Here is a 24,274-nt window from a genome sequence, read left to right on the forward strand (position 1 = left end):
GCCTCAGCGCCCGATCACCACCAACGTGGCACCCTTGCGATTCTTGAAGTGTTCGAGCACGTGCATTTGATGCGCCGCCAGCCACTCCTTCAGCCACGGCTCATCGCCCTTCGCCTCGATCAGGAAATAGCGGAATTTTGCTGCATGCGTCGGCGACATCGCCTCTTCACGGGTCAGGCTGGGCAACACATAGCCGCGACCGGCGTAATAACTGATCCGGCCGTCTTCGAAGTAGGTCGGCACGCCGCGCTCGATGTGAGTTGACGCCCAGCGCCCGGCTGCAACGTAATGCGTCTTGCCCGCCCCGGTGGATACCACGTTCGCCAGCATCATCAGCAAGCCCAGAATTACCAGAGCCTTGCCCAGCCGCGGAAACTGGCGAACGAACGCTGCCAGCCCCATCGCCATCACCGGCACGAACAACAGGTTAAGGAAGCTCAGGTAGCGCGCGTTCATGAACTGCAGCTTGATGAAAAACAGCACCAGCACCACCAGATACAACAAAGCCGCCCAGGCGAAGGGGCGGTAATCACGCCAGTAAGTGCCGAGCACACCCCAATTGCGGCGCAGGACGAACGGCACAGCGAACGGTCCCATCAACTTGACGAACGAGATGGTCATCGTCGCCAGGATGCCAAAAAAGATGATACGGCCAGCTTCGTCCCGGGAATACTTGTTGATCAGAGAGTTGCCGAACTGCTCGCACAACATCTGGAACGAAGCCAGCACACCGCGAGGCTCGATCATGTCCAGATAGAGCGCTACGCGCGCTGACATCAACATGCCCGTCACGGCAACCAGCAGCAGGCCTGCCATCGGCAGAATCGAGAACTGCACGAACTGCAGGCGACGGTTCGGCGTCCACAGGTTGGGCAACTGCCACAGCGCCAGCGCTGGCACCAGCAGCAGTGCCTCAAGGCGGAACAGCGCTGCTGCAACAATCGCCAGATGAATCGCGGCCGCCCACAGCCAGCCGCCGCGCGATTGCCAGCGCGACGCGAGCCAGAGAGTCAAGGTGCAGAAAAACCAGAAGCCGCATTCGCGGATGATGTCGTTTCGAAAGGCATTGACCGCCGGCATCGCCAGCACGACAAGGCAGGCCCATCGCGCAAGCTCGGGCGAGCGCTGGCGCACGCAATCGACCATCAAGGCGCTGGTACCGGCGAAAAACAAACCGCACCAAAGATAAGCGCTCAATTCCAACGGCAAATGCGAAACACGGTGCGTGGCGGCGAGCAATAACGAAAACCACGGCCAGTCGAACGTTGCCCATGCCACGTTGGGCCCAAGCTCGGTGACCTGCTGCGCAATATCGATATACAGCGCAGCATCGCGCCCCACCGTCGCCGTGCCCAACACAGCGATCAGCGATAACAGCACACTGCCAAAAAATGCCAGCGCTACAGGATATTCGTCGATGATCCGGGAGGCCTGAGCCCCAATCTTCATGCTCACAACCCTCACCCAGCCACCCCTTCCATTACCAGGTACATCCACGTCCCTGCGGCTTACCGAAAAAGTGATCGCAACGCCTTGCGCGCATAGGACCAGCGCTTGATCGTGCGCCAGTCAGCGCGTAACGCCTGCAAATAGAAGCCCTTGGCCAGTTTGTATTCGCCATGGGAATAGCAATCGCGAAACAATGACAGACAACGCTGTGCCAGAAATGCCTGACGCAAGTCCTGCATTTCATCAGGCATACGCCGCTCGGAAAACACTTCGTTGACGACCTGATCGGTGCCAGCCGCAAGGCTTTGGCGCAGGTCATGGCGCATGCTGTCTGCATGCTTGTAAACGAGCGCCAACGGTTGATTCACAACGCTGCAGGGAAAACGCGCGAGGACCTGGGCAAACACCGGCAAATCTTCGACGTTGCGCAGATGCTCGGGGTAATTGCCCGGCTCGAAAACGCTGCGATGCATCGCGCAGGCGCCGTTGGAAATCGATACGGTCTTGTCCAGCAAATAACCCAGCAACCGCTGTCGCGGCGCCGTCGGCAATGGCCTGGCTGCCTGCAAGCTGCGCTTGCCATCAGCGAACACCGACCAATGCGACCCGATCACCATCAGGCTTTGCGGGTTTGCGGCGATATGTTGCGACAGTGCCGCCAATGCGCCAGGCGCCATCTCGTCATCGGAATCAAGAAACACCAAAAACTGCCCGGTGGTTTCCTCGATGCCAAGATTGCGCACCGAGGACAATCCACCATTGCTTTTGCGCAACGCACGAAAGCGCCCGCCATGCTTGAGCAAGAGCTGTTCGACAACCTGGGGCGTATCGTCCGTCGACCCGTCGTCGATGACCAATAGATCCGCCGTCGCCTCGTCCAGCTGCGCCAACACCGACTCCACTGCTCGTGGCAGGGTTCGCGCGTAGTTGTAAACCGGAATGACGACGCTGATCAGTGTTTCAGTCAAGTTCGTATCCTTTCACACCCTCTTTTACGACCAGAATATCTTCCATGATCAGGTATTCCAGATCCGAACCGAAAAACATGTTCAGCGCATCGGTTGGCGAACAGATCATTGGCTCGCCACGACGATTGAGCGAGGTGTTGAGCGAAACGCCATTGCCGGTAAGGTTTTCCAGCGCCTTCATCATGTCGTAGTAGCGCGGATTGTATTCGCGCTTGAGCACCTGGGCGCGAGAAGTGCCGTCCTCATGGACGACTTCCGGCACGCGGGTTTTCCACTCTTCAGCCACTTCAAACGTGAATGTCATGAACGGTGCCGGGTGATCGATCTTGATCATTTGCGGCGCAACGGTGTCGAGCATCGACGGGCAGAAAGGCCTCCAGCGCTCGCGGAACTTGATCTGGTGGTTGATCCGGTCAGCCACGCCAGCGACGCTCGGGCAACCGATGATCGAACGACCGCCAAGGGCACGCGGGCCAAACTCCATGCGCCCCTGGAACCAGGCGACAGGGTTACCGTCGACCATGATCCTGGCGATCTGCTCCGGCATGTTGTCGAGCTTGCGCCAAGCCGGCTTGTTCGCGTGACGGGCGCACGCGGCGATCACGTCTTCGTTGCTGTAGGACGGGCCGAGATAGACGTGTTCCATCTTCTCCACCGGTACGCCACGGGCGTGCGACACATAAGCGGCGGCGCCCACTGCCGTGCCGGCATCGCCGGACGCAGGCTGCACGAACAGCTCCTTGATGTCGTCGCGGGCGATGATTTTCTGGTTCAGCTTGACGTTCAACGCACAGCCACCGGCGAACGCGAGCTTGCCGGTTTCCTTGAGCACATCGCCCAGATAGTGGTCGATCATCTGCAACGCCAGCTTTTCGAACAGCGCTTGCATGCTCGCGGCGTAGTGAATGTACGGCTCGTCAGCAATATCGCCTTCGCGTTTCGGGCCCAGCCATTCGATCAGCTTCGGCGAGAAGTAGAAGCCTTTACCCTTCTCTTTGTAGCGGCGCAGGCCGATCACGTTGGCGTAGTCGGTGTTGATCACCAGCTCGCCGTTTTCGAACGAGGCCAGACGCGAGAAATCGTACTTGCTGGCGTCACCGTAGGGCGCCATGCCCATGACCTTGAACTCGCCGTCGAGCATTTCGAAGCCGAGAAACTCGGTGATCGCGCCGTACAGACCGCCGAGCGAGTCCGGGTCGAAGAATTCCTTGATCTTGTGGATCTTGCCGTTTTCGCCATAGCCGAAGAAGGTCGTGGCGTACTCGCCCTTGCCGTCGATCCCGAGGATCGCGGTTTTTTCCTTGAAACCGGAGCAGTGGTAAGCGCTGGAGGCGTGAGCCAGGTGATGCTCGACCGGTTCGATCTTGATTTTCTTCGGATCGAAACCCAGTTGCTCGAGGCACCAGACGATCTTGTTGCGATAGCGCTTGTAGCGGCGGTTGCCCATCAGGATCGCATCGAGGGCGCGATCCGGTGCGTACCAGTAGCGCTTGGCGTAGTGCCAGCGGGCCTTGCCGAAGAGACTGATCGGGGCAAACGGGATCGCGACCACGTCAACATCGGACGGCTTGATGCCGGCCTGTTCCAGACAGAACTTCGCCGATTCGTAGGGCATGCGGTTTTTTGCATGCTTGTCGCGTACGAAGCGCTCTTCTTCAGCCGCCGCCACCAGCTTGCCATCGATGTACAAGGCTGCTGATGGGTCATGGCTAAGGGCGCCGGACAGGCCAAGAATCGTCAATGCCACAGGGGTCTAGCCTCTTTAGTCTGCGTACAGGCGCGATGCGCCTTGAAAATGGATGTATCCCCGCACAGGCGAGAGACAGCTAAAGCGCGGGATTATAGCGTAAACGCGTGGGGAATTACCCTGTGCGATTGGCCGCGGATGAATCGGCCACCTCATTCGGCAACCGCTGATCGATGACCCGGTACAATGCACTGCTTTGCGGCCAGTTACGCATGAATCGTGCGCGGTCACGGGCGTACGCTTGCGCGAAACTGCCGATAGAACCGTGCTGGCACATCGAGTCCAGATCGATCAGTGCCCAGCGATCGTCCTGCCAGAACAGATTGTGCCCCTTGAAATCACCATGGCTGATGCGCTCATTGATCAGTTGCGCGAACAGCAGTTCCAGTGCCTGCAATTCCGCCTCGGGCGCGTCCCCCGTTTCCACATACGGCGCAAAACGCTCGATGATGTCCGGCCCCGGCAGGAACTCCGTCACCAGCCAGGCGCGACTGCGAAGCCACAGGAAGCGCTTTTCCAGCACGGCCAGCGGTTTCGGTGTGGCAATTGCGAGAAACGCCAGACGATTGCCTTCGCGCCACGAGTGCCACGCACGGCTCGGGCGCCAAAAGCGCTTGAGCCAATGGGCGAACCCCTTGATGTTGTAGCGCTTGATCAGCAGCGTACGCTCGCCCACCTGCACCTTGCCGACGCTCGCTGCGCCGCCGGTCTTGTAGAGATGACCCTGCTCAAGCAGCGCATCGGCCTGCTCGAGCACCGGCACCATCGCCGCTTCTTCTTCGCGGCGGATCGCCCGCAAACCAAATGCTCCACGCCGCACGCTGAACAGCGTGCATTCGCGGCCGACCTTGGCCAGAAAGTCCTTCAGCCGCCAGCGACGTACTTTGTCGATCTGTTTCTGCAAGGCCTCCAGCGGCAACGCGTGTTCGCTGTTGCTCAGCAGGTAATACACCAGCAGTTCTTCGGTGAACGGTTCCAGCGCCTTGGGCAACTGCGCAAAAAACACCCCGAGATTTTCCAGCACCTTTTGCCGGGATAACGGTTGCCCGGCGGTTTCCGCGCGAATACCGGCGCCATCGATCAAATACAACTGGCCGCCATGGCGCAGCAGGTTGTCCAGGTGCAGGTCTTCCTGCCAGAGTCCTTTGCCATGCAATTGGCCAATCGCGCCCAGCGCCTCAGCCAGCACCGCAGATTGCTCGTCGGCCAGCGCCGGCAAGGACTCGACTTGCGCCCAGGCATCGCCCAGGCTCTCGGCGTTTTCCAGCAGCTCGAACAGCAGCCAGCCGCCCTCGCCATCCGTCAGCCCATCGGCCAGCAACAGCGGCGTGGTCAGGCCTTGTTCAGCCAGCAAACGCACGCCCTCCAGCTCGCGCTGAAAATGTCGCGCGGCCTTGCCACCGACCAGCAACTTGGCCAGCACCGGACGGCCGCGCCAGACGCCCGCGCCCACATAACGCTGCCCCGGCAACACCCGCAGCAGACTCAGCAGTTGCAAGTCGGCGCTGCCTGCGGCATCAGCCAACGTTACCGTCAGCGGCAGCGCCGGGGCACGCCCGACATTGGCCAGCTCGGACAATTGCATCAGCGGGTCTCCTTGTGACTGCGGCGCGCGGTCAGTCGGGCGAGCCAGCTGTCGACCAGCGAGCTATCGCCAGGTTTATCGAGATAAGCCGCCAGCAACTCGCGCAGTTGCGCCTCGGTCCACTGCGGTGCGCGGCGTTGCAGCGGCTCCAGATCCTTGATGCGGTCGCGCAGACCGAACAGCAATGGCCGGGTCTTTTCCAGATCGATCAATTGCGCCTGATACTCGTCACCCGCAGCCCGCAGGAAAATGTGCTTGGGATAAAAACAGCCGTGCACCTGACGCACACTGTGCAGATGCTGCGCCAGCCGTCCGCAGGCACGCAGGATGGCTGACTGCTGCGCGCGATCGAGTTGTGCCCAGCGTTGCAACAGCGAATCCAGATCGTTCCAGCCGTCCAGCGCACGGGTCAGCAGAATGGCGCGGACTTCACCATTGACCTTGCGCTCACCGAAGAACGCCGCTTGCAGCGCCGGAATGCCGAGCTTGCGGTAGCGGCTGATATTGCGAAACTCGCGAGCAAAACTGGGCTCGCCGAACGGTGCGTGCAACGTGCGCGTCAAGTAGTTGCTCTGGCGCTTGAGGTAATACCCCTGCCCCTCCAGATCCAGACGAAACACGCTGCTCCAGCCACCGCCGGCGGTGTTGGGTTCGTCGACCGCCTCAAGCTCTTTTGCCCACAGCGCATCAAAAGTGTCCAGGCCATGGCGCGCCAGCAGCGCGCGGTCATCGTCGGCCAGAAAATCAGTCATTCACGTCCCTCGAAAAATCTCACCACGTGCCGAATCCGCTTCTTGTCGGCGCTATCAAGCCGATCGCACTGGCGATACTGCTTGTAAAAGCGCAAGCGCTGGGTATTGGACAGGTGATATTTGGCGAGCTTGTCGAGACAGGCCAGATCCTTGGTGATCCGGTACTTGAGCCAGAAGCCGCGCCAGAACTCGCCATTAGGGCAATCGATCAGAAAGATGCGCGCCTGATCGTCGATCAACAGGTTGCGCCATTTCAGATCGTTATGGGTAAAACGGTGATCGTGCATTGTCCGGGTATAACCGGCCAGTTGCCGGCTGACGCCATCGACCCAGGCGCGATCCTTGAGCTTCGGATCCTTGCGTTCGGCAAGCGCCGAGAGGTCTTCGGTATACGGCAGCTCGCGGGTGATCATCGCGCCGCGATCGTACGCTGCACCACGCCGCTCCAGACCCCAGGCGACCACTTCGGCAGTGGGAATGCCCCACTTGGCGAAGCGCTTGAGGTTCTGCCACTCCATCTTCACCCGCGGCTTGCCGAGGTAGCGGCGCAAGCCTTTACCGGCGCCGACGTAGCGTTTGACGTAGTAATTGACGCCGTTGCGCTGCACGCGAATCACTTCGGACAGCGGGTCGCGGGTCAGGCGCTCGCCTTGCAGGGCAAACACCGCTTCGAGACTGCCAAAATCTTCGGCGAGATCGCTGTAGGCGGGTTCCAGAGTCCACCCCGCCATCAGAGCGCATCCCCGTAACGCTGCTTGCGCGCGTAGAGCTTGTCGGCCTTGCCTTGCAGCCAGTTCAACAGCGGTGCTTCTTCGGCGAGGATCTGTCGCAGCGGCTGCTGAAAGTAACCTTTGAGGAAGCGCAGCTTGTCGCGGCGGGTCAGGCCGATGTCCAGCGCGGAGAAGTACAGCGCGGCCAGATCCTTGTTGCGCCAGCGCTGGGTAATCGCCGGGCGAGTCTGGGCGCGGTGCAGGTCGATCACCGACAGCTTGAAATCTTCCGGCGTGACCGGTTTATCGGTGTGCAGCAGGAAGTGACAGATGTAGCAATCGCGGTGGTTGACCCCGGCGCGGTGCATCATGCCGGTCATGCGTGCGACCTCGGCAATCAATGCGTGCTTGAGCCTGGGCTCCGGCGGCTGCTTGACCCAGTCGATGCTGAAGTCTTCCAGGCTGATGGTCGGCGCCAGCTCTTGCGTGACGATGAACGAATGCTGATCCGCCGGGTTGCTGCCCTTCTCGCCATAGGCAACGGCGGTCATGGTCGGCACGCCGACTTCCTGCAGACGTTGAATCGCCTGCCATTCCTGGCCCGCGCCGAGCACCGGCAGCTTGGCGGTCAGCAGGTTTTTGAAGATCTCGCCCCAGCCGATGCCGCGGTGGATCTTCACGAAAAATCCGTGGCCGTCGACTTCCGTGCGCAGTGTCCGGCGTGCTTCCAGCTCGCGGTATACCTCGCCCTGCAAGCCTTCGACTTCGGCGAACGGATCGCGTCCGGCCCAAAGGCTTTTGAACGGTTCAGCCAGCATCAACTTCATTAAGCGTGCTCCGCCAGAATCACATCGGCCGCGTGCTGCGGCATGCTGTAGAGGTCGGCCGTGTCGGCGAAGGCCAGACCATTGCGGCTCCAGGCCGCCCGTGCAGCGTCGTCGCTCAACATCTCAGTCAGGTATTGCGTCAACTGCGCCTGTTCGAAGGGTTCGTCCAGTACTCGCCCGGCGTCAGCCTCGGCGATGTAATGGGCGTAACCGCAGACCGCGCTGACCAGTACCGGCAGGCCGGCGACCAGCGCTTCAAGCAGCACGGTGCCGGTGTTTTCGTTGTACGCCGGATGAATCAACAGATCAGCGCCGAGCAGAAACCGCGGGATATCGCTGCGGCCCTTGAGGAAGGTCACGTTGTCGCCCAGGCCCAATGTCGCGCCCTGCATCTGGAATAACTTGGGGTCATCCTGGCCGATTACAAACAACCGCGTGCGTTTCTTCAGTTCGGCGGGCAGCGCAGCGAGCGCCTTGAGGCTGCGATCAACGCCTTTGGTCTTGAACCCGGAACCGATCTGCACCAGCAGCAGCTCGTCGTCCTTGAGGTTGAATTCGGCACGGAAGCCGGCGCGAATCTCATCGGCATTCGCCGGGCGTCGACGGTCCTGAGCAATGCCTGGTGGCAGCAAATGGAAGCGTTCGAGTGGGGTGTCGTAATGCTTGATGAACAGCGGCTGCTGCACTTCGGAAATCATCAGCACTTCGGTTTTCGCGTCTTTCGCGAACACGGAACGCTCGTACTCGGCGAAGTGGCGGTAGCGGCCCCAGCGGCGGTACAGCGAGTTGCGCAGGTTCTGCGCCTTGTCTTCGAAGCAGCCGTCTGCCGCGTAATAGACGTCGAGCCCCGGCATCTTGTTGAAGCCGATCAGGCGATCGACTGGACGCCTGGCAAGGTCTGCCTCCATCCAGGCGCTGAGTTTTTCGTTGCGACGATGGTTGAACAGCGCCTTGACCGGCGCCACCAGCACCTCGAAACCCGGCGGCACATCGCCTTCCCAGATCAGCGTGTAGACACGGATCTGATGGCCGCGCTGCTGGCATTCGAGGGCGATGCGCATGAAGTCGCGCTGCAAGCCACCGAACGGGAAATATTTGTACAGGACGAATGCCAATTGCATCAGCGCAGCTCCTCAGCCATTAACAACGTGCTCAGTCGGCTGGCGACACGCTCGGGGTTTACGCGCGTGAAGCACAGCGGCTGTTCACGCTTGAGATCAAACTGCCGGGCATCTTGCGCGGTCGGTTGATAGGTACATTTTTTTTGCATGCACGGCGCGCATGGAAAGTCGCTCGCCAGGTGAATCTGCAGCTTGCCGTAAGCGCCGGTCAGGCCCGGGTTGGTCGGGCCGAACAGCGAGATCGTCGGGACGTCCAGCGCTGCGGCGAGATGACCGAGGCCGGTATCCACCGCAACGCAGGCCTGCGCGCCAGCAAGGACTTTACCGACGCCGGCCAGATTCAGCTTAGGCAGCACTTCGGCGTGTTTAAAGCCAGCAGCGATGCGTTCGGCACGGGCCTTTTCCTGCTCGTTGCCCCACGGCAGCTTTACGCCGACGCCAAGGTAGCCGACTCGCTCGGTCAGCTCGCGCCAGTAGATTTCCGGCCAGTGCTTGGTGTCCCAGGTGGTGCCATGCAGAAACACCACGAAGGCGTTCTTGCGCGGCAGCTCGACCAGGCGCTCGACGCTGAGACCGTAATCGCCGAGGCCTTTTGGCAGGTCGTAGCCCAGCGCGATGGCGAACAGTTGCCGCACGCGCTCGACGGCGTGCTGACCACGGGCCACGGCCAGCTTGCGATCGTAGAAACGCGCCGCCATGGGTTCGCGAGCCGAGGTTTTATCGAGGCCGGCGACCGGGGCTTTGACGTAGCGGGTCAGCCAGGCGCTTTTCAGCAGGCCCTGGGCGTCAATAACGAGATCGTATTTGTTGGCGCGCACGCTTTGCTTGAAGCGCTTCCACTCGCCGCTGGTGAGGGTTTTCCACAGATTCTTGCGCCAGCGGCGGATCGCCACCGGGATCACCTTGCCGACCGCCGGGTGCCAGGTCGGAATCTCGGCAAAGCCTTCTTCCACCACCCAGTCGAACTTGATCCCGGGAATCGCCCGGGCCGCGTCGGTCAGCGCCGGCAACGCGTGAATCACGTCGCCCAGCGATGACGTCTTGATCAACAGTACCCGCAACTTAATGAACCTCGACCACGGAGCCGTGCAATTTATGCAAGGCGTCGTCGACGGCATCCGGCATCAATTGGCGCAGGCAGTTGTAATGGCCGAATCGGCACGTACGGTCAAAGCACGGGCTGCATTCGATGCCCAGGCGCACGATTTCGACCTGCTCGGCCAGCGGCGGGGTGAAGCCCGGCGAAGTCGAACCGTAGACAGCCACCAACGGGCGGTTCAGCGCGGCGGCGACGTGCATCAGGCCGGAATCGTTGGAGACGACCGAGTCGGCACACGACAGCAGGTCGATGGCTTCGGCCAGCGAAGTACCGCCACTGAGATTCACCGATTCCTCGCGCAGGCCCGGAATCAAGCGCGCGCGGATGTCTTCGCCGACCGCGTGATCGTTTTTCGAACCGAACAACCACACCTGCCAGCCTTCGCGAATGCGCGCTTCGGCAACTTTGGCGTAGTGCTCGGACGGCCAGCGCTTGGATTCGCCAAACTCGGCGCCGGGGCACAGGGCCAACACCGGGCGGTCGAGGCTCAGGCCGAACTTGGCCAGCGCCGCTTCGCGGCTCTGCGGATCGATCTGCAGGTTCGGGCGCGGATAGGGCTTCGGCAATTCGGCGTTCGGCTCGTAGGCCAGGGCCATGAAGCGCTCGATCATCAGCGGATAACGTTCTTTATCCAGCGTGCGCACGTCGTTGAGCAGGCCGTAACGGAACTCGCCACGCCAGCCGGTACGCTTGGGGATGCCGGCAAAAAAAGGCACCAGCGCCGACTTCAACGAGTTGGGCAACAGGATCGCCTGATCGTACTGCCCGGCGAGGGATTTGCCGATGCGCCGACGCGTCGCCAGCTCCAGCGCGCCGTGGCCGAGCGGGAAGCTCAAGGCCTTGCGCACTTCGGGCATGCGCTCAAGGATCGGCCGGCTCCACTCGGGCGCCAGCACGTCGATTGCGCATTGCGGGTGGCGCTGTTTGAGACACTGAAACAGTGTCTGCGCCATCACCATGTCACCGACCCAACTGGGCCCAACGATCAAAATATTCATGTGCTTTCCAAAAACGAACCGGGGAGGCAATTACGCCTCCCCGCCTCGAGAATTCTACAAACACTGTAGATCTTCTGTGGGAGCGAGCCTGCTCGCGATGGGGTCTTCACATCCAACATTATTGTCGTCTGATACTCCGCTATCGCGGGCAAGCCCGCTCCCACAGGGTTATTCGTTTTGCCGCAAAACCTTGAACACGATAGATCCTTGTGGGAGCGAGCCTGCTCGCGAAGGGGCCGGCATATCCAGCATTGACGTCGCCTGACACTTCGCCTTCGCGAGCAGGCTCGCTCCCACATTCGAAACTCATCGCTGCACTGGCGCGTTTCAGCTTAGCCCCAACTCACGCCAGATTCGCATGACCTGCCGGCGCTCTTCGGCAAACTGGTCGCCCGGGATCACCCCGGCATCCTTCTGCAAGGCCTGCCGGTGCGCGCCCGAGCGGTAGGCTTTATAAGCCTCGCGCAGCAGGCTGGCGTCTTCGGCAGGCATCAGCCCTGCATGTTCCAGCTCTTCCAGAATGCGGATGTTATCGGTCCAGCGCAGCAGTGGCGGGTGGCTTTGCGACCACGCCAGAGCCGCGTATTGCACCATAAATTCAATATCGACGATACCTCCGGCGTCCTGCTTGAGGTCGAACGACGCCGTCGCCTCGAAGGCATTGGCCGCCGTGCCGGCCGCGGTAGCCTTGGTGCCGAGGTTGTCGCGCATCTTCGCGCGCATCTCGCTGACTTCCTGCTGCAGCTTCGCCAGATCGCGGGCCTTGCCCAAGACCTGTGCGCGGACTTTCTCGAACGCCTGACCGACATCCTGACTACCGACCAGCACCCGCGCCCGCACCAGCGCCTGATGCTCCCAGGTCCAGGCTTCGTTTTCCTGATAGCGGGCGAAAGCGCCGAGCGAACTGACCAACAGCCCCGCCGCACCGGACGGACGCAGACGCATGTCGACTTCGTAGAGCTGGCCGGAGTTGGTCTGCGCCGTCAGCAGGTGAATAATCCGCTGCCCCAACCGCGTGAAGAATTGCGCACCATCGATCGATTTAGGCCCGTCGGTTTCGGCCTGCGGATCGCCATCGTGAATGAACACCAGATCCAGATCCGAACCATGCCCCAGCTCCAGACCGCCGACCTTGCCGTAACCGACAATAATGAAGCCGGGGTCGCACAAGGTGCCGTCGGTGCGCAGCGGTGTGCCGTATTTGGCCACGGTCTGACGCCAGGCCAGGGCCAGCACTTGCTCGAGAATCGCTTCGGCCAGCCAGGTCAGGTAATCGCTGACCTTCATCAGCGGCAGGCTGCCGGCGATTTCCGAAGCGGCGACACGCAGGCGGTGCGCCAGTTTGAAATGACGCAGGGCTTCCATCTGCTGTTCGAGGTCGTCCTCGGGAATCCGCGTCAGCCTTTCACGCAGTTCGGCAGCCAGTTCCGGCGCCAGCGGCGGCTTGAACAGGCGACCTTCGTTAAGCAATTCGTCGAGCAGCAGCGGGAAGCGGGTGATCTGCTCAGCGATCCAGGGACTCGCCGCGCACAGCGTCAACAAACGCCGCAGGGCACCGGGGTTTTCCGTGAGCAGCACCAGATAAGCCGAACGCCGCGCCACAGCCTCGACCAACGGCAGCACCCGTTCCAGCACCAGATCCGGATTGGCATGCTCTACCGCCTGCGCGAGCAGACGCGGAATGAACGCATCGAGGCGCTCTCGCCCCAACCACTGCATGGCGCGCAACTGCGGACTGCTGCGCAAACCGGCCAGCGCCTTCAAGGCTTTGCTCGCATCGGCAAAACCGGCCTCCTGCAACTGACGGCAGGCCGCTTCTTCGTCTTGCGCTTCTTCCCACAACGGCAGCCATTCACCGCCGACCACCACTTCGCTTTCGGCGCCCTCCTCCTCGTCGGGATCGGCGATCACCTGAGCGAAGTGCCAGGCCACGCGGCCGCGCCAGAACATCAGTTTTTCGTGGAAAGCGTTCCAATCGGCGAAACCGAGCATGAAGGCAATACGCGCCTGATCCTGCGCGCTGTCCGGGAGCATCTGGGTCTGACGGTCGGCAATCGCTTGAATCGCGTGCTCGGTGTAACGCAGAAATTCGTAGCCTTCGCGCAACTCGCTGATCACCGCCGGCGGCAGATAGCCCTGCCCTTCCAGCGTGCTCAATACCTTTAATAGAGGACGCTGTTGCAGGCTCAGATCGCGTCCGCCATGAATCAACTGAAAGGCCTGGGCGATGAACTCGACCTCGCGAATGCCACCAGAGCCCAGCTTGATGTTGTCGGCCATGCCCTTGCGCCGCACTTCCTGCTGGATCAGTTGCTTCATGGTGCGCAGCGCTTCGATCGCCGAGAAATCCAGATAACGCCGGTAAACGAACGGCCGCAGCATGTCGAGCAACTGCGCGCCCGCCGCCTGGTCGCCGGCCACCACCCGCGCCTTGATCATTGCGTAGCGTTCCCAGTCGCGGCCCTGATCCTGGTAATACTGCTCCAGCGCATTGAAGCTCAGCACCAGCGCGCCGGACGAGCCGTACGGACGCAGGCGCATGTCGACACGGAACACGAAGCCGTCGACGGTCATCGGGTCGAGCGCCTTGATCAAACGCTGGCCGAGACGGATGAAGAATTCCTGGTTGTCCAGCGAGCGCTTGACGCCAACGGTCTCGCCGCCCTCGGGATAAGCAAAAATCAGGTCGATGTCCGACGACAGGTTCAATTCGACGGCGCCGAGCTTGCCCATGCCGAGAATGACCATCTGCTGCGGCAGACCGCTGCGACGCCCGGTCGGCGTGCCGAATTGTTCGCAATGACGGCTGTACAGCCACTGATAGGCTTGATCGATGGTGGCGTCGGCCATGTCCGAAAGGTCGCGACAGGTCTGCACCACATCGGCCTGACGGGTGAGGTCACGCCAGATGATCCGCACCTGATGCCGGGCGCGCTGGCGGCGCAAGGCACGGCCGAGTTCATCTTCGTTTTGCGCAGCATTTACGGCAGCGGCAATCTGCGCACACAGTTCACCCGGTGCAAACGCCCGGTCGAGTTCGCCGGACTGCACCAGCGCCAGCAACATCAAAGGGTCACGAACGCTCTGTTCAATGACAAACTCGCTGGCGGCGGTGACCCGGGCGAACTGCGCCCAGCGCTCTGACGTCCAGGTTGCCAGACCGTGATCGTCATCCAGCGCGGCGACGGCCGTACGGAACGACTGCTCGGATCGATTGACCAACGGCAGGAGAATGGCGGGCAGTTCGGCAAGCACGGGCAGGGTCATGGTCTATCCTTGATCGGCGTGTAAATGGCCGCTTGTAGTGATTGGCGAAAAGCCGCTACCCACCGGAGTGTCGAACAAAAGTTAGAAATAGCTGAAAATTCATTGTCGTTGGCAGCGAATATCAAAGTTTCACCTTTTTCGGATGGCAAAAGACCAACCTTAACGATTATTCTCACAACGCAGTTGGAGGCCACGAGCCATTCTTCTGTAGTTTTACTACTCGTCTATACATTCGAAAGGCTGAAATGCCGGAAGATTTGTAGTAAAACTACACGCCGCCGGAACAACCTGTCGGCAATCCAAGAATTTTAAATCGTCTGCCCACAAGGCCAGTCGCAAACTCAGGCAACCGATTCTGGAAGCCTTTCCGCCCTGGAGCAAGCCATGCAAGACCTCGATCCCGTCGAAACCCAGGAATGGCTGGACGCCCTGGAATCGGTTCTCGACAAAGAAGGCGAAGACCGTGCTCACTATCTGATGACCCGTATGGGTGAACTGGCGACCCGCAGCGGTTCGCAGCTCCCTTACGCCATCACCACGCCTTACCGCAACACGATCCCCGTGACCCACGAAGCACGCATGCCTGGCGACCTGTTCATGGAACGCCGCATTCGCTCGCTGGTACGCTGGAACGCGATGGCCATGGTAATGCGTACGAACCTGAAAGATTCTGACCTGGGTGGTCACATCTCCAGCTTCGCTTCCAGTGCGACCCTGTATGACATCGGCTTCAACTACTTCTTCCAGGCCCCGACCGACGAACACGGCGGCGACCTGATCTACTTCCAGGGCCACACCTCACCAGGCGTTTACGCCCGTGCTTTCATGGAAGGCCGCATCACCGAAGACCAGATGAACAACTTCCGTCAGGAAGTCGATGGTCAAGGCCTGTCGTCTTATCCGCACCCGTGGCTGATGCCTGATTTCTGGCAGTTCCCGACCGTATCGATGGGTCTGGGCCCGATCCAGGCGATCTACCAGGCGCGCTTCATGAAGTACCTGGAACACCGCGGTTTCATCCAGCCGGGCAAACAGAAAGTCTGGTGCTTCCTGGGCGACGGCGAGTGCGACGAGCCGGAATCCCTGGGCGCGATCTCCCTGGCCGGCCGCGAGAAGCTGGACAACCTGATCTTCGTCATCAACTGCAACCTGCAGCGCCTCGACGGCCCGGTTCGCGGCAACGGCAAGATCATCCAGGAACTCGAAGGCGTGTTCCGCGGTGCACAGTGGAACGTGACCAAAGTCATCTGGGGCCGTTTCTGGGACCCATTGCTGGCCAAAGACGTCGACGGCATCCTGCAGCGTCGCATGGACGAAGTCATCGACGGCGAGTACCAGAACTACAAAGCCAAAGACGGCGCGTTCGTTCGCGAGCACTTCTTCAACACGCCTGAACTCAAGGCGATGGTTGCCGATCTGTCCGACGACGAGATCTGGAAACTCAACCGTGGCGGCCACGACCCGTACAAGGTCTACGCGGCGTACCACGAAGCGGTCAACCACAAAGAACAACCAACCGTCATCCTCGCCAAGACCATCAAGGGTTATGGCACCGGTGCCGGCGAAGCGAAAAACACCGCGCACAACACCAAGAAAGTCGATGTCGACAGCCTGAAGTTGTTCCGCGACCGCTTCGACATCCCGGTCAAGGACGAAGAACTGGAGAACCTGCCGTTCTTCAAGCCTGAGCCAAACAGCGCCGAAGCCCGCTACCTCGCCGAGCGTCGTGCCGCACTGGGCGGTTTCGTGCCGCAGCGCCGCGCGCAGAGCTTCAGCGTGCCGACTCCGGATCTGGACACCCTCAAAGCCATCCTCGACGGTTCCGGCGACCGCGAAATTTCCACCACCATGGCCTTCGTGCGCATCCTCGCGCAATTGGTCAAGGACAAGGAAATCGGCCCGCGCATCGTTCCGATCATCCCGGACGAAGCCCGTACCTTCGGTATGGAAGGCATGTTCCGTCAGCTCGGCATCTACTCGTCCGTCGGCCAGCTCTACGAGCCAGTCGATAAAGACCAGGTGATGTTCTACAAGGAAGACCAGAAAGGTCAGATCCTTGAAGAAGGCATCAACGAAGCAGGCGCCATGAGCTCGTTCATCGCTGCCGGTACTTCGTACTCCAGCCACAACCAGCCGATGCTGCCGTTCTACATCTTCTACTCGATGTTCGGCTTCCAGCGCATTGGCGACCTGGCCTGGGCTGCCGGCGACAGCCGTACCCGTGGCTTCCTGATCGGCGGCACCGCCGGCCGTACCACCCTGAACGGTGAAGGTCTGCAACACGAAGACGGTCACAGCCACCTGCTGGCCGCGACCATCCCGAACTGCCGCACCTACGATCCGACCTACGGCTACGAGCTGGCGGTGATCATTCAGGACGGCATGAAGAAGATGACCGAAGAGCAACAGGACATCTTCTACTACATCACCGTGATGAACGAGTCGTACCAGCAGCCAGCCATGCCGGCCGGTGCCGAAGAAGGCATCAAGAAAGGCATGTACCTGCTCGAGGAAGACACTCGCGACGCGGCGCACCACGTACAGCTGATGGGCTCCGGCACCATCCTGCGCGAAGTGCGTGAAGCGGCGAAGATCCTGCGTGAAGAGTTCAACATCGGCGCCGACGTGTGGAGCGTTACCAGCTTCAACGAACTGCGTCGCGACGGCCTGGCCGTAGAGCGCAGCAACCGTCTCAAGCCTGGCCAGAAGCCGAAGTTGAGCTACGTCGAAGAGTGCCTGAACGGCCGTAAGGGTCCGGTCATCGCCTCTACCGACTACATGAAGCTGTTCGCCGAGCAGATCCGTCAGTGGGTACCGTCCAAGGAATTCAAAGTCCTGGGCACCGACGGTTTCGGCCGTAGCGACAGCCGCAAGAAACTGCGTCATTTCTTCGAAGTCGACCGTCATTTCGTGGTGTTGGCAGCCCTGGAAGCACTGGCTGACCGTGGTGATATCGAACCTAAGGTTGTGGCTGAAGCCATCGCCAAGTTCGGCATCGACCCGGAAAAACGCAACCCACTGGACTGCTGAGGAGACATTTTGTGAGCGAACTCATTCGCGTACCTGACATCGGCAGCGGTGAAGGTGAAGTAATTGAACTGTTTGTGAAGGTCGGCGACCGCATCGAAGCCGACCAGAGCATCCTGACCCTGGAATCGGACAAGGCCAGCATGGAAGTGCCGGCCCCGAAAGCCGGCGTCATCAAGAGCCTGAAAGTGAAGCTAGGCGACCGTCTGAAAGAAGGCGACGAACTGCTCGAGCTGGAAGTCGAGGGCGCCGCTGAAGCGGCCCCTGCACCTGCCGCCGCACCTGCTGCGAAAGCCGAAGAGAAACCGGCGGCCGCTCCTGCTGCTGCCGCGCCTGCCGCTGCCCCTGCTGCCGCTTCGGTTCAGCAAGTGCACGTGCCGGACATCGGTTCGTCGGGCAAGGCGCAGATCATCGAGATTCAGGTCAAGGTCGGCGACACCGTCGAAGCTGATCAATCGCTGATCACCCTTGAATCCGACAAGGCGAGCATGGAAATCCCGTCACCTGCCGCTGGCGTGGTCAAGGCCATCAGCGTCAAGCTCAACGACGAAGTCGGCACTGGCGATCTGATTCTGGATCTGGAAGTGGCAGGTGCTGCGGCGCCTGCTGCGGCCGCTCCGGCCCAGGCTGCCGCGCCTGCCGCCGCCGCTGCGCCAGCTCCGGCTGCTGCCCCGGCGGCACCGGTCGCCGACAGCGTTCAGGACATCCACGTTCCGGACATCGGTTCGGCCGGCAAGGCGAAGATCATCGAAGTGCTGGTCAAGGCCGGCGACACCGTCGAAGCCGACCAGTCGCTGATCACCCTGGAATCCGACAAGGCGAGCATGGAAATTCCATCGCCTGCCGCTGGCGTGGTCGAAAGCGTTTCGATCAAGCTGGATGACGAAGTCGGTACCGGCGACCTGATCCTCAAGCTGAAAGTCAAAGGCGCGGCGCCAGCTGCTGCCCCGGCTCCATCGGCCGCTGCTGCACCGAGCGCTTCGGCACCTGCCGCTGCTGCCCCGGCTGCCGCTGCACCTGCTGCTGCCGCTCCAGCTGCCGCACCTGCCAAGCCAGGTGCGAAAGTTCACGCCGGCCCTGCCGTGCGTCAACTGGCCCGTGAGTTCGGCGTCGAGCTGAGCGCTGTCGGCGCCAGCGGTCCACACGGTCGTATTCTGAAAGAAGACGTGCAGACTTACGTCAAAGCGATGATGCAGAAGGCCAAGGAAGCACCGGCCGCTGCTGGCGGCGCTACCGGTGGCGCGGGCATCCCGCCGATTCCGGTCGTCGACTTCAGCCGTTTCGGCGAAATCGAAGAAGTGCCGATGACTCGCCTGATGCAAGTCGGCGCTGCCAACCTGCACCGCAGCTGGCTGAACGTGCCACACGTGACGCAATTCGACTCGGCGGACATCACCGAGCTGGAAGCTTTCCGTGTTGCACAGAAGGCCGTGGCCGAGAAGGCTGGCGTCAAGCTGACCATCCTGCCGCTGCTGCTCAAGACCTGCGCGCATCTGCTCAAGGAACTGCCGGACTTCAACAGTTCGCTGGCACCTAGCGGCAAAGCGATCATCCGCAAGAAATACGTGAACATCGGCTTCGCCGTCGACACCCCGGATGGCCTGCTGGTGCCGGTCATCAAGAACGTCGACCAGAAAAGCCTGCTGCAACTGGCGGCCGAAGCGGCTTCGCTGGCTGAAAAAGCCCGTACCAAGAAGCTGTCCTCGGACGAGATGCAAGGCGCCTGCTTTACCATTTCCAGCCTCGGCCACATTGGCGGCACCGGCTTCACGCCGATCGTCAACGCGCCGGAAGTGGCGATCCTCGGTGTGTCCAAGGCAACCATTCAGCCAGTCTGGGACGGCAAAGTCTTCCAGCCGAAACTGATGCTGCCGCTGTCGCTGTCCTACGATCACCGCGTGATCAACGGCGCTGCAGCCGCACGTTTCACCCAGCGTCTGGGCAGCCTGTTGGGCGACATCCGCACCATCCTGCTCTGATCCAAACGGCCCTCCGGCAACGGAGGGCCGCTTGCTGCACCCTTTCGAGCGCCACACGCTCGTACCTCAACCCCGTCATCTGGCGGGGCTTTTTTTGCCTGAAGAAAACCCTTGCCCTCCTTTTCCTACAAGCCGCGTTGAGATCGGCTACAGCTCTCGTCGACTTGGCACTGATCTTTTTTGTCCGACACACAACTAACCTAGGCGCACCAAATTCAACTAAGCAAGGTTATTGAAACTTTGCTGATTCAAGTTAATTCGAATGGATTCGACATGTTAAAACCAACTATCGGGCCGATTGTCGGTCACGTCACAACTAATCATGCGCGCATCTTTTTGCGGGGTGATCGCCAGAACAATGCGCGGGTATTTGCCGGAATACGCTATCGTGCGGCCGGCGCACAACAATGGTCAAAGGCTAACTTCGCGCACCTGAGCGAGTTACGCGACATGTCACACGTATTTGCCCTCAACAACTTGAGTGACGACATCGAATATGAATATCAGGCCGGCTGGTTCAGTCCGATGAGTCCGGTACATACACCCGACAGTGTTGCCGAGCTGCCACTGCAATGGCCGCGAGAGATCCATCGCCTGCGTACCCGTTGCAGCAAACCGATGCAGTCGCGGGCTTATATTGTCGGCTCCTGTCGCTATTTGCGCATGACGGCGGGGGTTGCGTCCCTGCCGCAGCTGGGTGACCGGATCTTTGCTTCGATCAACCAGGTGATCGAGGGTATCGAACCACCGATCAGTGCGGTGTTGATGACCGGCGACCAGATCTATGTCGATGATCTGAATCTGATCGCGCCGGATCGTGAGTACCAGGATATTCTCGGCAAGTACCGTGCGGCCTTCTCGCAACCCAATATAAAAAGGCTGATGTCTGGCACTTCAACTTACATGATCCTCGACGATCATGAAATTGAAGACAACTGGCCAGCCAATGCCAACAAGTCCGACGTCGATTTATTCCGCAATGCAATGGCAGCCTATGAGTTGTATCAGGCCAGTCACAGCCCGGCACATCCGCTAACAACTAACGGTGAAATAGATCGCTCGTCGCTTGAGCATTACTGGTATCAATTCAGCGACGGCGATATCGAATGGTTTGTGACCGACAGTCGTACTCGCCGCAACTTGTCAGCCAATGATCGGCGCATTCTCGATGAGGCTCAGGAACAGGCCCTGCTCAAATGGCTGGTCCACAGCGAAGCGCGGGTCAAGTTCGTGGTGACCAGTGTGATGTTTTACCCGGACCGCAAACTTCATGGCGACGACGCCTGGAAAGCCTTCCCGGAACAACGCCTGCGCCTGCTGGAAACGATTCGCACGCAAAGGATCAAGAATGTCGTGTTCATTTCGGGTGATGTACACGGTTCGCTGACCGCGCGCCTGAGCCACAGCGAAGACCCTGATTTCGAGGTACACACGGTGGTGTCATCGCCGCTGTGCAACAGCAAACTGCTGCCGTATGCAAAAGCGTCGACGTTCATTCTCGATCAGCCACTGGTGCGCACAGCCGCGGGCGATTATCGGCATGAGCTGACCAGCACAGTGGTCAGTGAGGACAATTTTGCCCACCTGGTGGTCGAGGCCAGGCAGATCCAGGTCAACTATCACGACCGTGACGGCAAACGCCTGCAATCAATTGTCATTCCCCTACGCTGATCAGTGGCTGCACTGGGCGCCTTTGCTGAGCATCAACCGCTCTGGAACGGCGCTCTGTCACGCTCCGCGCATTAGTTTTGTGCACTGGCTGGAGAAATGTTCAGTCCAGCCGACATATTCTTATAGCACTTGGCCTTCATCTCTCTTGTCAGTCGGGGCCGCAATGATGCAACCTTGCCGCAGGCAACAGTTAAGAGGGCGCGAGCCCGGCGCGTTCAGCATATTTCCAAGCGAGTTCCCTTCATGAAGAGCCAACCCGATGCCGCCAGCCGTATGGCGGCCGAGGTAGTGACGCAGTTGCCTGTGCCCTCGCGGCTCGGCATGCTGCGTTTCGAGCGCTTGAATGAAGCCAGTTGGGCCATGCTGTTTCTCGATCCCAACTGTGAACGCCAGTTCGGCCAGCCGGCCGTCGAGTTGTGTGCGCTGGTCGGCTCGCCTTATGCAAGCCTGATGGAGCCGGAAGCGCGTTATCAACTGCATGACGCGATCCAGCAACAACTCACCGTCAGCCCGCATTACCTGGTGCGCTACACCCTGCACACCGCGTCCGGGGCGCTGAGCATTCTGGAACTGGGCGAAGCCTACAAACAGCACAATCGGCATCTGCTGCGCGGTTATCTGCTGGCGGTCGACGATGTATTCAGCGAACCGCCGCTACTGCCCTCCGTCGATCTGGAGACGCAGAACTCGCGGCTGCAGATCGCCCTCGAACTCAATCAACGCGCGCAGCAGGAGCAACTGCAGCACCTGGAGCGCGTGCGTGCCCAGCAGGAGCTGATTCTGCTGCTCGCCCGTCAGCGCTACAGCACGCACAACTCGCTGCAGGAAGCCGCCGAGCTGATCACCCGTTGTGCATGCGACATCTATGAAATCGACTGCGCCAGCCTGTGGAATCTCGAGGGCAATCTGCTGGTGCCCATCTCGGCTTACCATCGCGCGACCCAGGAGTACATCCTTCCGGACGTGATCGATATCGGCAGCTTCCCCGACTATCTGGAAGCGCTGCACGGCAGCCGCGCCATCGACGCCCACAACGCGATGCGCGACCCGCGCACCCGCGAGATGGCCGAAGCCCTGCGCCCGCGTGACGTCAACGCCATGCTCGATGCGAGCATTCGCGTCGATGGCCAGGTGGTCGGCGTGCTCTGCCTGGAGCAGACAGGCGTGACACGCGCCTGGCAGTCCGACGAGATCGCGTTTGCCGGTGAGCTGGCCGATCAGTTCGCGCAAGTCATCAACAACCATAACCGTCGCACCGCCACCAGCGCCCTGCACCTGTTCCAGCGTGCGGTCGAGCAAAGTGCCAACGCCTTTTTGCTGGTCAACTGCGATGGCGTGGTCGAGTACGTCAACCCAAGCTTCACCGCGATCACCCAGTACACCACCGAAGAAGTCCACGGCCAGCGCTTGTCGGAACTGCCGGCACTGGAAAACCTCAGCGAACTGCTGTTCGACGCGCCCTCGGCGCTGGCCCAGAGCAACAGCTGGCAGGGCGAATTCAAAAGCCGCCGCAAGAATCTCGAACCGTACTGGGGCCAGTTGTCGATTTCCAAGGTGTACGGTGACAACCGCGAGCTGACGCATTACATCGGTATCTACGAAGACATCACCCAGAGCAAACTGGCGCAGCAGCGCATCGAGCGCCTGGCTTATACCGACAACCTGACCAACCTCGGCAACCGTCCGGCATTCATCCGCAATCTCGACGAGCGCTTCGCCCGTGACAGCGACACGCCGATCAGCCTGCTGCTGGTGGACATCGACAACTTCAAACGCATCAACGACAGCCTCGGCCATCAGACCGGCGACAAACTGCTGATCAGCCTCGCTCGACGCCTGCGCAACAGCCTCAGCCCGAGCGGCAGTCTGGCGCGTTTCGCCAGTAACGAATTCGCCGTGTTGCTCGACAATACCGACCTCGAAACCGGGCAGCGGATTGCCAGCCAATTGCTGCTGACCCTCGACAAACCGATGTTCGTCGACAACCAGTTGATCAGCGTCACCGGCTCGGTCGGCCTCGCCTGCGCACCGCTGCACGGGCGTGACCCGCAAACGCTGATGCGTAACGCCGGTCTGGCGCTGCACAAAGCCAAGGCCAACGGCAAACACCAGTTGCAAGTGTTCACCGAAGCGCTGAATGCCGAGGCCAGTTACAAATTGTTCGTCGAGAACAATCTGCGCCGCGCCCTGACCCAGAACGAGCTGGACGTGTTCTATCAGCCGAAGCTGTGCCTGCGCAGCGGCCGCCTGCTCGGTATGGAAGCGCTGTTGCGCTGGAATCACCCGGAACGCGGGATGATTCGCCCGGATCAGTTCATCAGCGTTGCCGAAGAGACCGGCCTGATCATTCCGATCGGCAAATGGATCGCCCGTCAGGCCTGCCGCATGAGCAAAGCCCTGACCGCTGCGGGCCTGGGCAATCTGCAAGTGGCAATCAACCTGTCACCCAAGCAGTTTTCCGACCCGGATCTGGTCGCCTCCATCGCCAACATCCTCAAGGAAGAAGCGCTGCCGGCCAATCTGCTCGAGCTGGAACTGACCGAAGGCCTGCTGCTGGAAGCCACCGAAGACACGCACTTGCAGCTCGATCAGCTCAAACGTCTGGGCCTGACCCTGGCGATGGACGACTTCGGCACCGGCTATTCGTCGCTCAGCTATCTGAAGAAATTCCCGATCGACATCATCAAGATCGATCGCAGCTTCATCCACGAAATCCCTGACAACCAGGACGACATGGAAATCACCTCGGCAGTGATCGCCATGGCCCACAACCTGAAACTCAAGGTGGTCGCCGAAGGCATCGAGACCGCCGAGCAACTGGCGTTCCTGCGCCGCCACCGCTGCGACGTCGGCCAGGGCTACCTGTTCGACCGGCCGATCCCCGGCGCCGAACTGATCCCGGCGCTCAAGCGCTATCCGCGCGGGCCGCTCTGCCTATAACGCTTGCCTCTATGAAGATCGCTGTGGGAGCGAGCTTGTTCGCGAAGACGGAGTGTCAGTCGACATCAACATCGCCTGACATACCGCTTTCGCGAGTAGGTCGAATCGTCGCACCGTCGCCCCCACATTTGAGT

General features: G+C 60.6%; 15 protein-coding genes. 4 read left to right on the top strand and 11 right to left on the bottom strand.

Annotated elements, in window-relative coordinates:
• Positions 1-3: 3 nt before the first annotated feature.
• The 11 genes from ACGSLL_RS10040 to glnE form a co-directional block, all read right to left on the bottom strand.
• Positions 4-1,449, bottom strand: a complete 1,446-nt coding sequence (locus tag ACGSLL_RS10040; RefSeq protein ID WP_394505396.1) for a hypothetical protein — start codon at positions 1,447-1,449, stop codon at positions 4-6.
• A 59-nt stretch (positions 1,450-1,508) separates the two neighbouring features.
• A complete protein-coding gene (locus ACGSLL_RS10045) occupies positions 1,509-2,417 on the bottom strand; it encodes a glycosyltransferase family 2 protein (protein ID WP_394505398.1) in 909 nt (302 codons plus the stop codon).
• Positions 2,410-4,164, bottom strand: coding sequence for a carbamoyltransferase family protein (locus ACGSLL_RS10050; protein ID WP_090280623.1), 1,755 nt, complete (start codon positions 4,162-4,164; stop codon positions 2,410-2,412). Before ACGSLL_RS10050 ends, ACGSLL_RS10045 begins: the two co-directional genes overlap by 8 nt.
• Before the next feature lie 115 nt (positions 4,165-4,279).
• Positions 4,280-5,749 (bottom strand): lipopolysaccharide kinase InaA family protein, encoded by a 1,470-nt coding sequence (locus ACGSLL_RS10055; RefSeq protein ID WP_394505401.1) that lies wholly within the window; start codon positions 5,747-5,749, stop codon positions 4,280-4,282.
• Positions 5,749-6,501, bottom strand: coding sequence for a lipopolysaccharide kinase InaA family protein (locus ACGSLL_RS10060; protein ID WP_394505403.1), 753 nt, complete (start codon positions 6,499-6,501; stop codon positions 5,749-5,751). Before ACGSLL_RS10060 ends, ACGSLL_RS10055 begins: the two co-directional genes overlap by 1 nt.
• Positions 6,498-7,232: a lipopolysaccharide kinase InaA family protein gene (locus tag ACGSLL_RS10065; protein ID WP_394505405.1), complete on the bottom strand. Its 735-nt coding sequence runs from the start codon at positions 7,230-7,232 to the stop codon at positions 6,498-6,500. Before ACGSLL_RS10065 ends, ACGSLL_RS10060 begins: the two co-directional genes overlap by 4 nt.
• Positions 7,232-8,038, bottom strand: a complete 807-nt coding sequence (gene rfaP / locus ACGSLL_RS10070; protein ID WP_394505407.1) for a lipopolysaccharide core heptose(I) kinase RfaP — start codon at positions 8,036-8,038, stop codon at positions 7,232-7,234. Before rfaP ends, ACGSLL_RS10065 begins: the two co-directional genes overlap by 1 nt.
• Complete coding sequence (locus tag ACGSLL_RS10075) at positions 8,038-9,159, bottom strand: glycosyltransferase family 4 protein (RefSeq protein WP_394505409.1); 1,122 nt, start codon at positions 9,157-9,159, stop codon at positions 8,038-8,040. Before ACGSLL_RS10075 ends, rfaP begins: the two co-directional genes overlap by 1 nt.
• Positions 9,159-10,220 (bottom strand): lipopolysaccharide heptosyltransferase I, encoded by a 1,062-nt coding sequence (gene waaC, locus ACGSLL_RS10080; RefSeq protein WP_394505411.1) that lies wholly within the window; start codon positions 10,218-10,220, stop codon positions 9,159-9,161. The genes ACGSLL_RS10075 and waaC overlap by 1 nt, the downstream gene beginning before the upstream one ends.
• A 1-nt stretch (position 10,221) precedes the next feature.
• On the bottom strand, positions 10,222-11,256 hold the full coding sequence (gene waaF / locus ACGSLL_RS10085) for a lipopolysaccharide heptosyltransferase II (RefSeq protein ID WP_394505413.1): 1,035 nt from the start codon (positions 11,254-11,256) through the stop codon (positions 10,222-10,224).
• A gap of 327 nt (positions 11,257-11,583) precedes the next feature.
• The gene (gene glnE, locus ACGSLL_RS10090) at positions 11,584-14,523 is read right to left on the bottom strand and encodes a bifunctional [glutamate--ammonia ligase]-adenylyl-L-tyrosine phosphorylase/[glutamate--ammonia-ligase] adenylyltransferase (RefSeq protein ID WP_394505415.1); all 2,940 of its coding nucleotides are present in this window, start codon (positions 14,521-14,523) and stop codon (positions 11,584-11,586) included.
• Positions 14,524-14,907: 384 nt separating this feature from the next.
• On the opposite strand from glnE, the gene aceE reads away from it, so the two are divergent.
• From aceE to ACGSLL_RS10110, 4 genes are all read left to right on the top strand, one after another.
• Complete coding sequence (gene aceE, locus ACGSLL_RS10095; RefSeq protein WP_394505417.1) at positions 14,908-17,553, top strand: pyruvate dehydrogenase (acetyl-transferring), homodimeric type; 2,646 nt, start codon at positions 14,908-14,910, stop codon at positions 17,551-17,553.
• A gap of 11 nt (positions 17,554-17,564) precedes the next feature.
• On the top strand, positions 17,565-19,529 hold the full coding sequence (gene aceF / locus ACGSLL_RS10100) for a dihydrolipoyllysine-residue acetyltransferase (RefSeq protein WP_394505419.1): 1,965 nt from the start codon (positions 17,565-17,567) through the stop codon (positions 19,527-19,529).
• A 273-nt stretch (positions 19,530-19,802) separates the two neighbouring features.
• Positions 19,803-21,200, top strand: a complete 1,398-nt coding sequence (locus ACGSLL_RS10105; RefSeq protein WP_394505421.1) for an alkaline phosphatase D family protein — start codon at positions 19,803-19,805, stop codon at positions 21,198-21,200.
• Between the two features lie 243 nt (positions 21,201-21,443).
• On the top strand, positions 21,444-24,140 hold the full coding sequence (locus ACGSLL_RS10110; RefSeq protein ID WP_394505423.1) for a putative bifunctional diguanylate cyclase/phosphodiesterase: 2,697 nt from the start codon (positions 21,444-21,446) through the stop codon (positions 24,138-24,140).
• The last annotated feature ends 134 nt before the right edge of the window (positions 24,141-24,274 follow it).

Origin of the sequence: Pseudomonas retamae (assembly GCF_043496865.1) — a bacterium.
GTDB lineage: Bacteria > Pseudomonadota > Gammaproteobacteria > Pseudomonadales > Pseudomonadaceae > Aquipseudomonas > Aquipseudomonas retamae.

What these genes read in the sequence shown, in the direction of transcription:
- ACGSLL_RS10105 (WP_394505421.1), top strand. Translation starts at nt 19,803, where the DNA reads ATGTTAAAACCAACTATCGGGCCGATTGTCGGTCACGTCACAACTAAT.
- ACGSLL_RS10060 (WP_394505403.1), bottom strand. Translation starts at nt 6,501, where the DNA reads ATGACTGATTTTCTGGCCGACGATGACCGCGCGCTGCTGGCGCGCCAT.
- rfaP (WP_394505407.1), bottom strand. Translation starts at nt 8,038, where the DNA reads ATGAAGTTGATGCTGGCTGAACCGTTCAAAAGCCTTTGGGCCGGACGC.
- ACGSLL_RS10075 (WP_394505409.1), bottom strand. Translation starts at nt 9,159, where the DNA reads ATGCAATTGGCATTCGTCCTGTACAAATATTTCCCGTTCGGTGGCTTG.
- aceE (WP_394505417.1), top strand. Translation starts at nt 14,908, where the DNA reads ATGCAAGACCTCGATCCCGTCGAAACCCAGGAATGGCTGGACGCCCTG.
- ACGSLL_RS10055 (WP_394505401.1), bottom strand. Translation starts at nt 5,749, where the DNA reads ATGCAATTGTCCGAGCTGGCCAATGTCGGGCGTGCCCCGGCGCTGCCG.
- glnE (WP_394505415.1), bottom strand. Translation starts at nt 14,523, where the DNA reads ATGACCCTGCCCGTGCTTGCCGAACTGCCCGCCATTCTCCTGCCGTTG.
- waaF (WP_394505413.1), bottom strand. Translation starts at nt 11,256, where the DNA reads ATGAATATTTTGATCGTTGGGCCCAGTTGGGTCGGTGACATGGTGATG.
- ACGSLL_RS10040 (WP_394505396.1), bottom strand. Translation starts at nt 1,449, where the DNA reads ATGAAGATTGGGGCTCAGGCCTCCCGGATCATCGACGAATATCCTGTA.
- ACGSLL_RS10110 (WP_394505423.1), top strand. Translation starts at nt 21,444, where the DNA reads ATGAAGAGCCAACCCGATGCCGCCAGCCGTATGGCGGCCGAGGTAGTG.
- ACGSLL_RS10065 (WP_394505405.1), bottom strand. Translation starts at nt 7,232, where the DNA reads ATGGCGGGGTGGACTCTGGAACCCGCCTACAGCGATCTCGCCGAAGAT.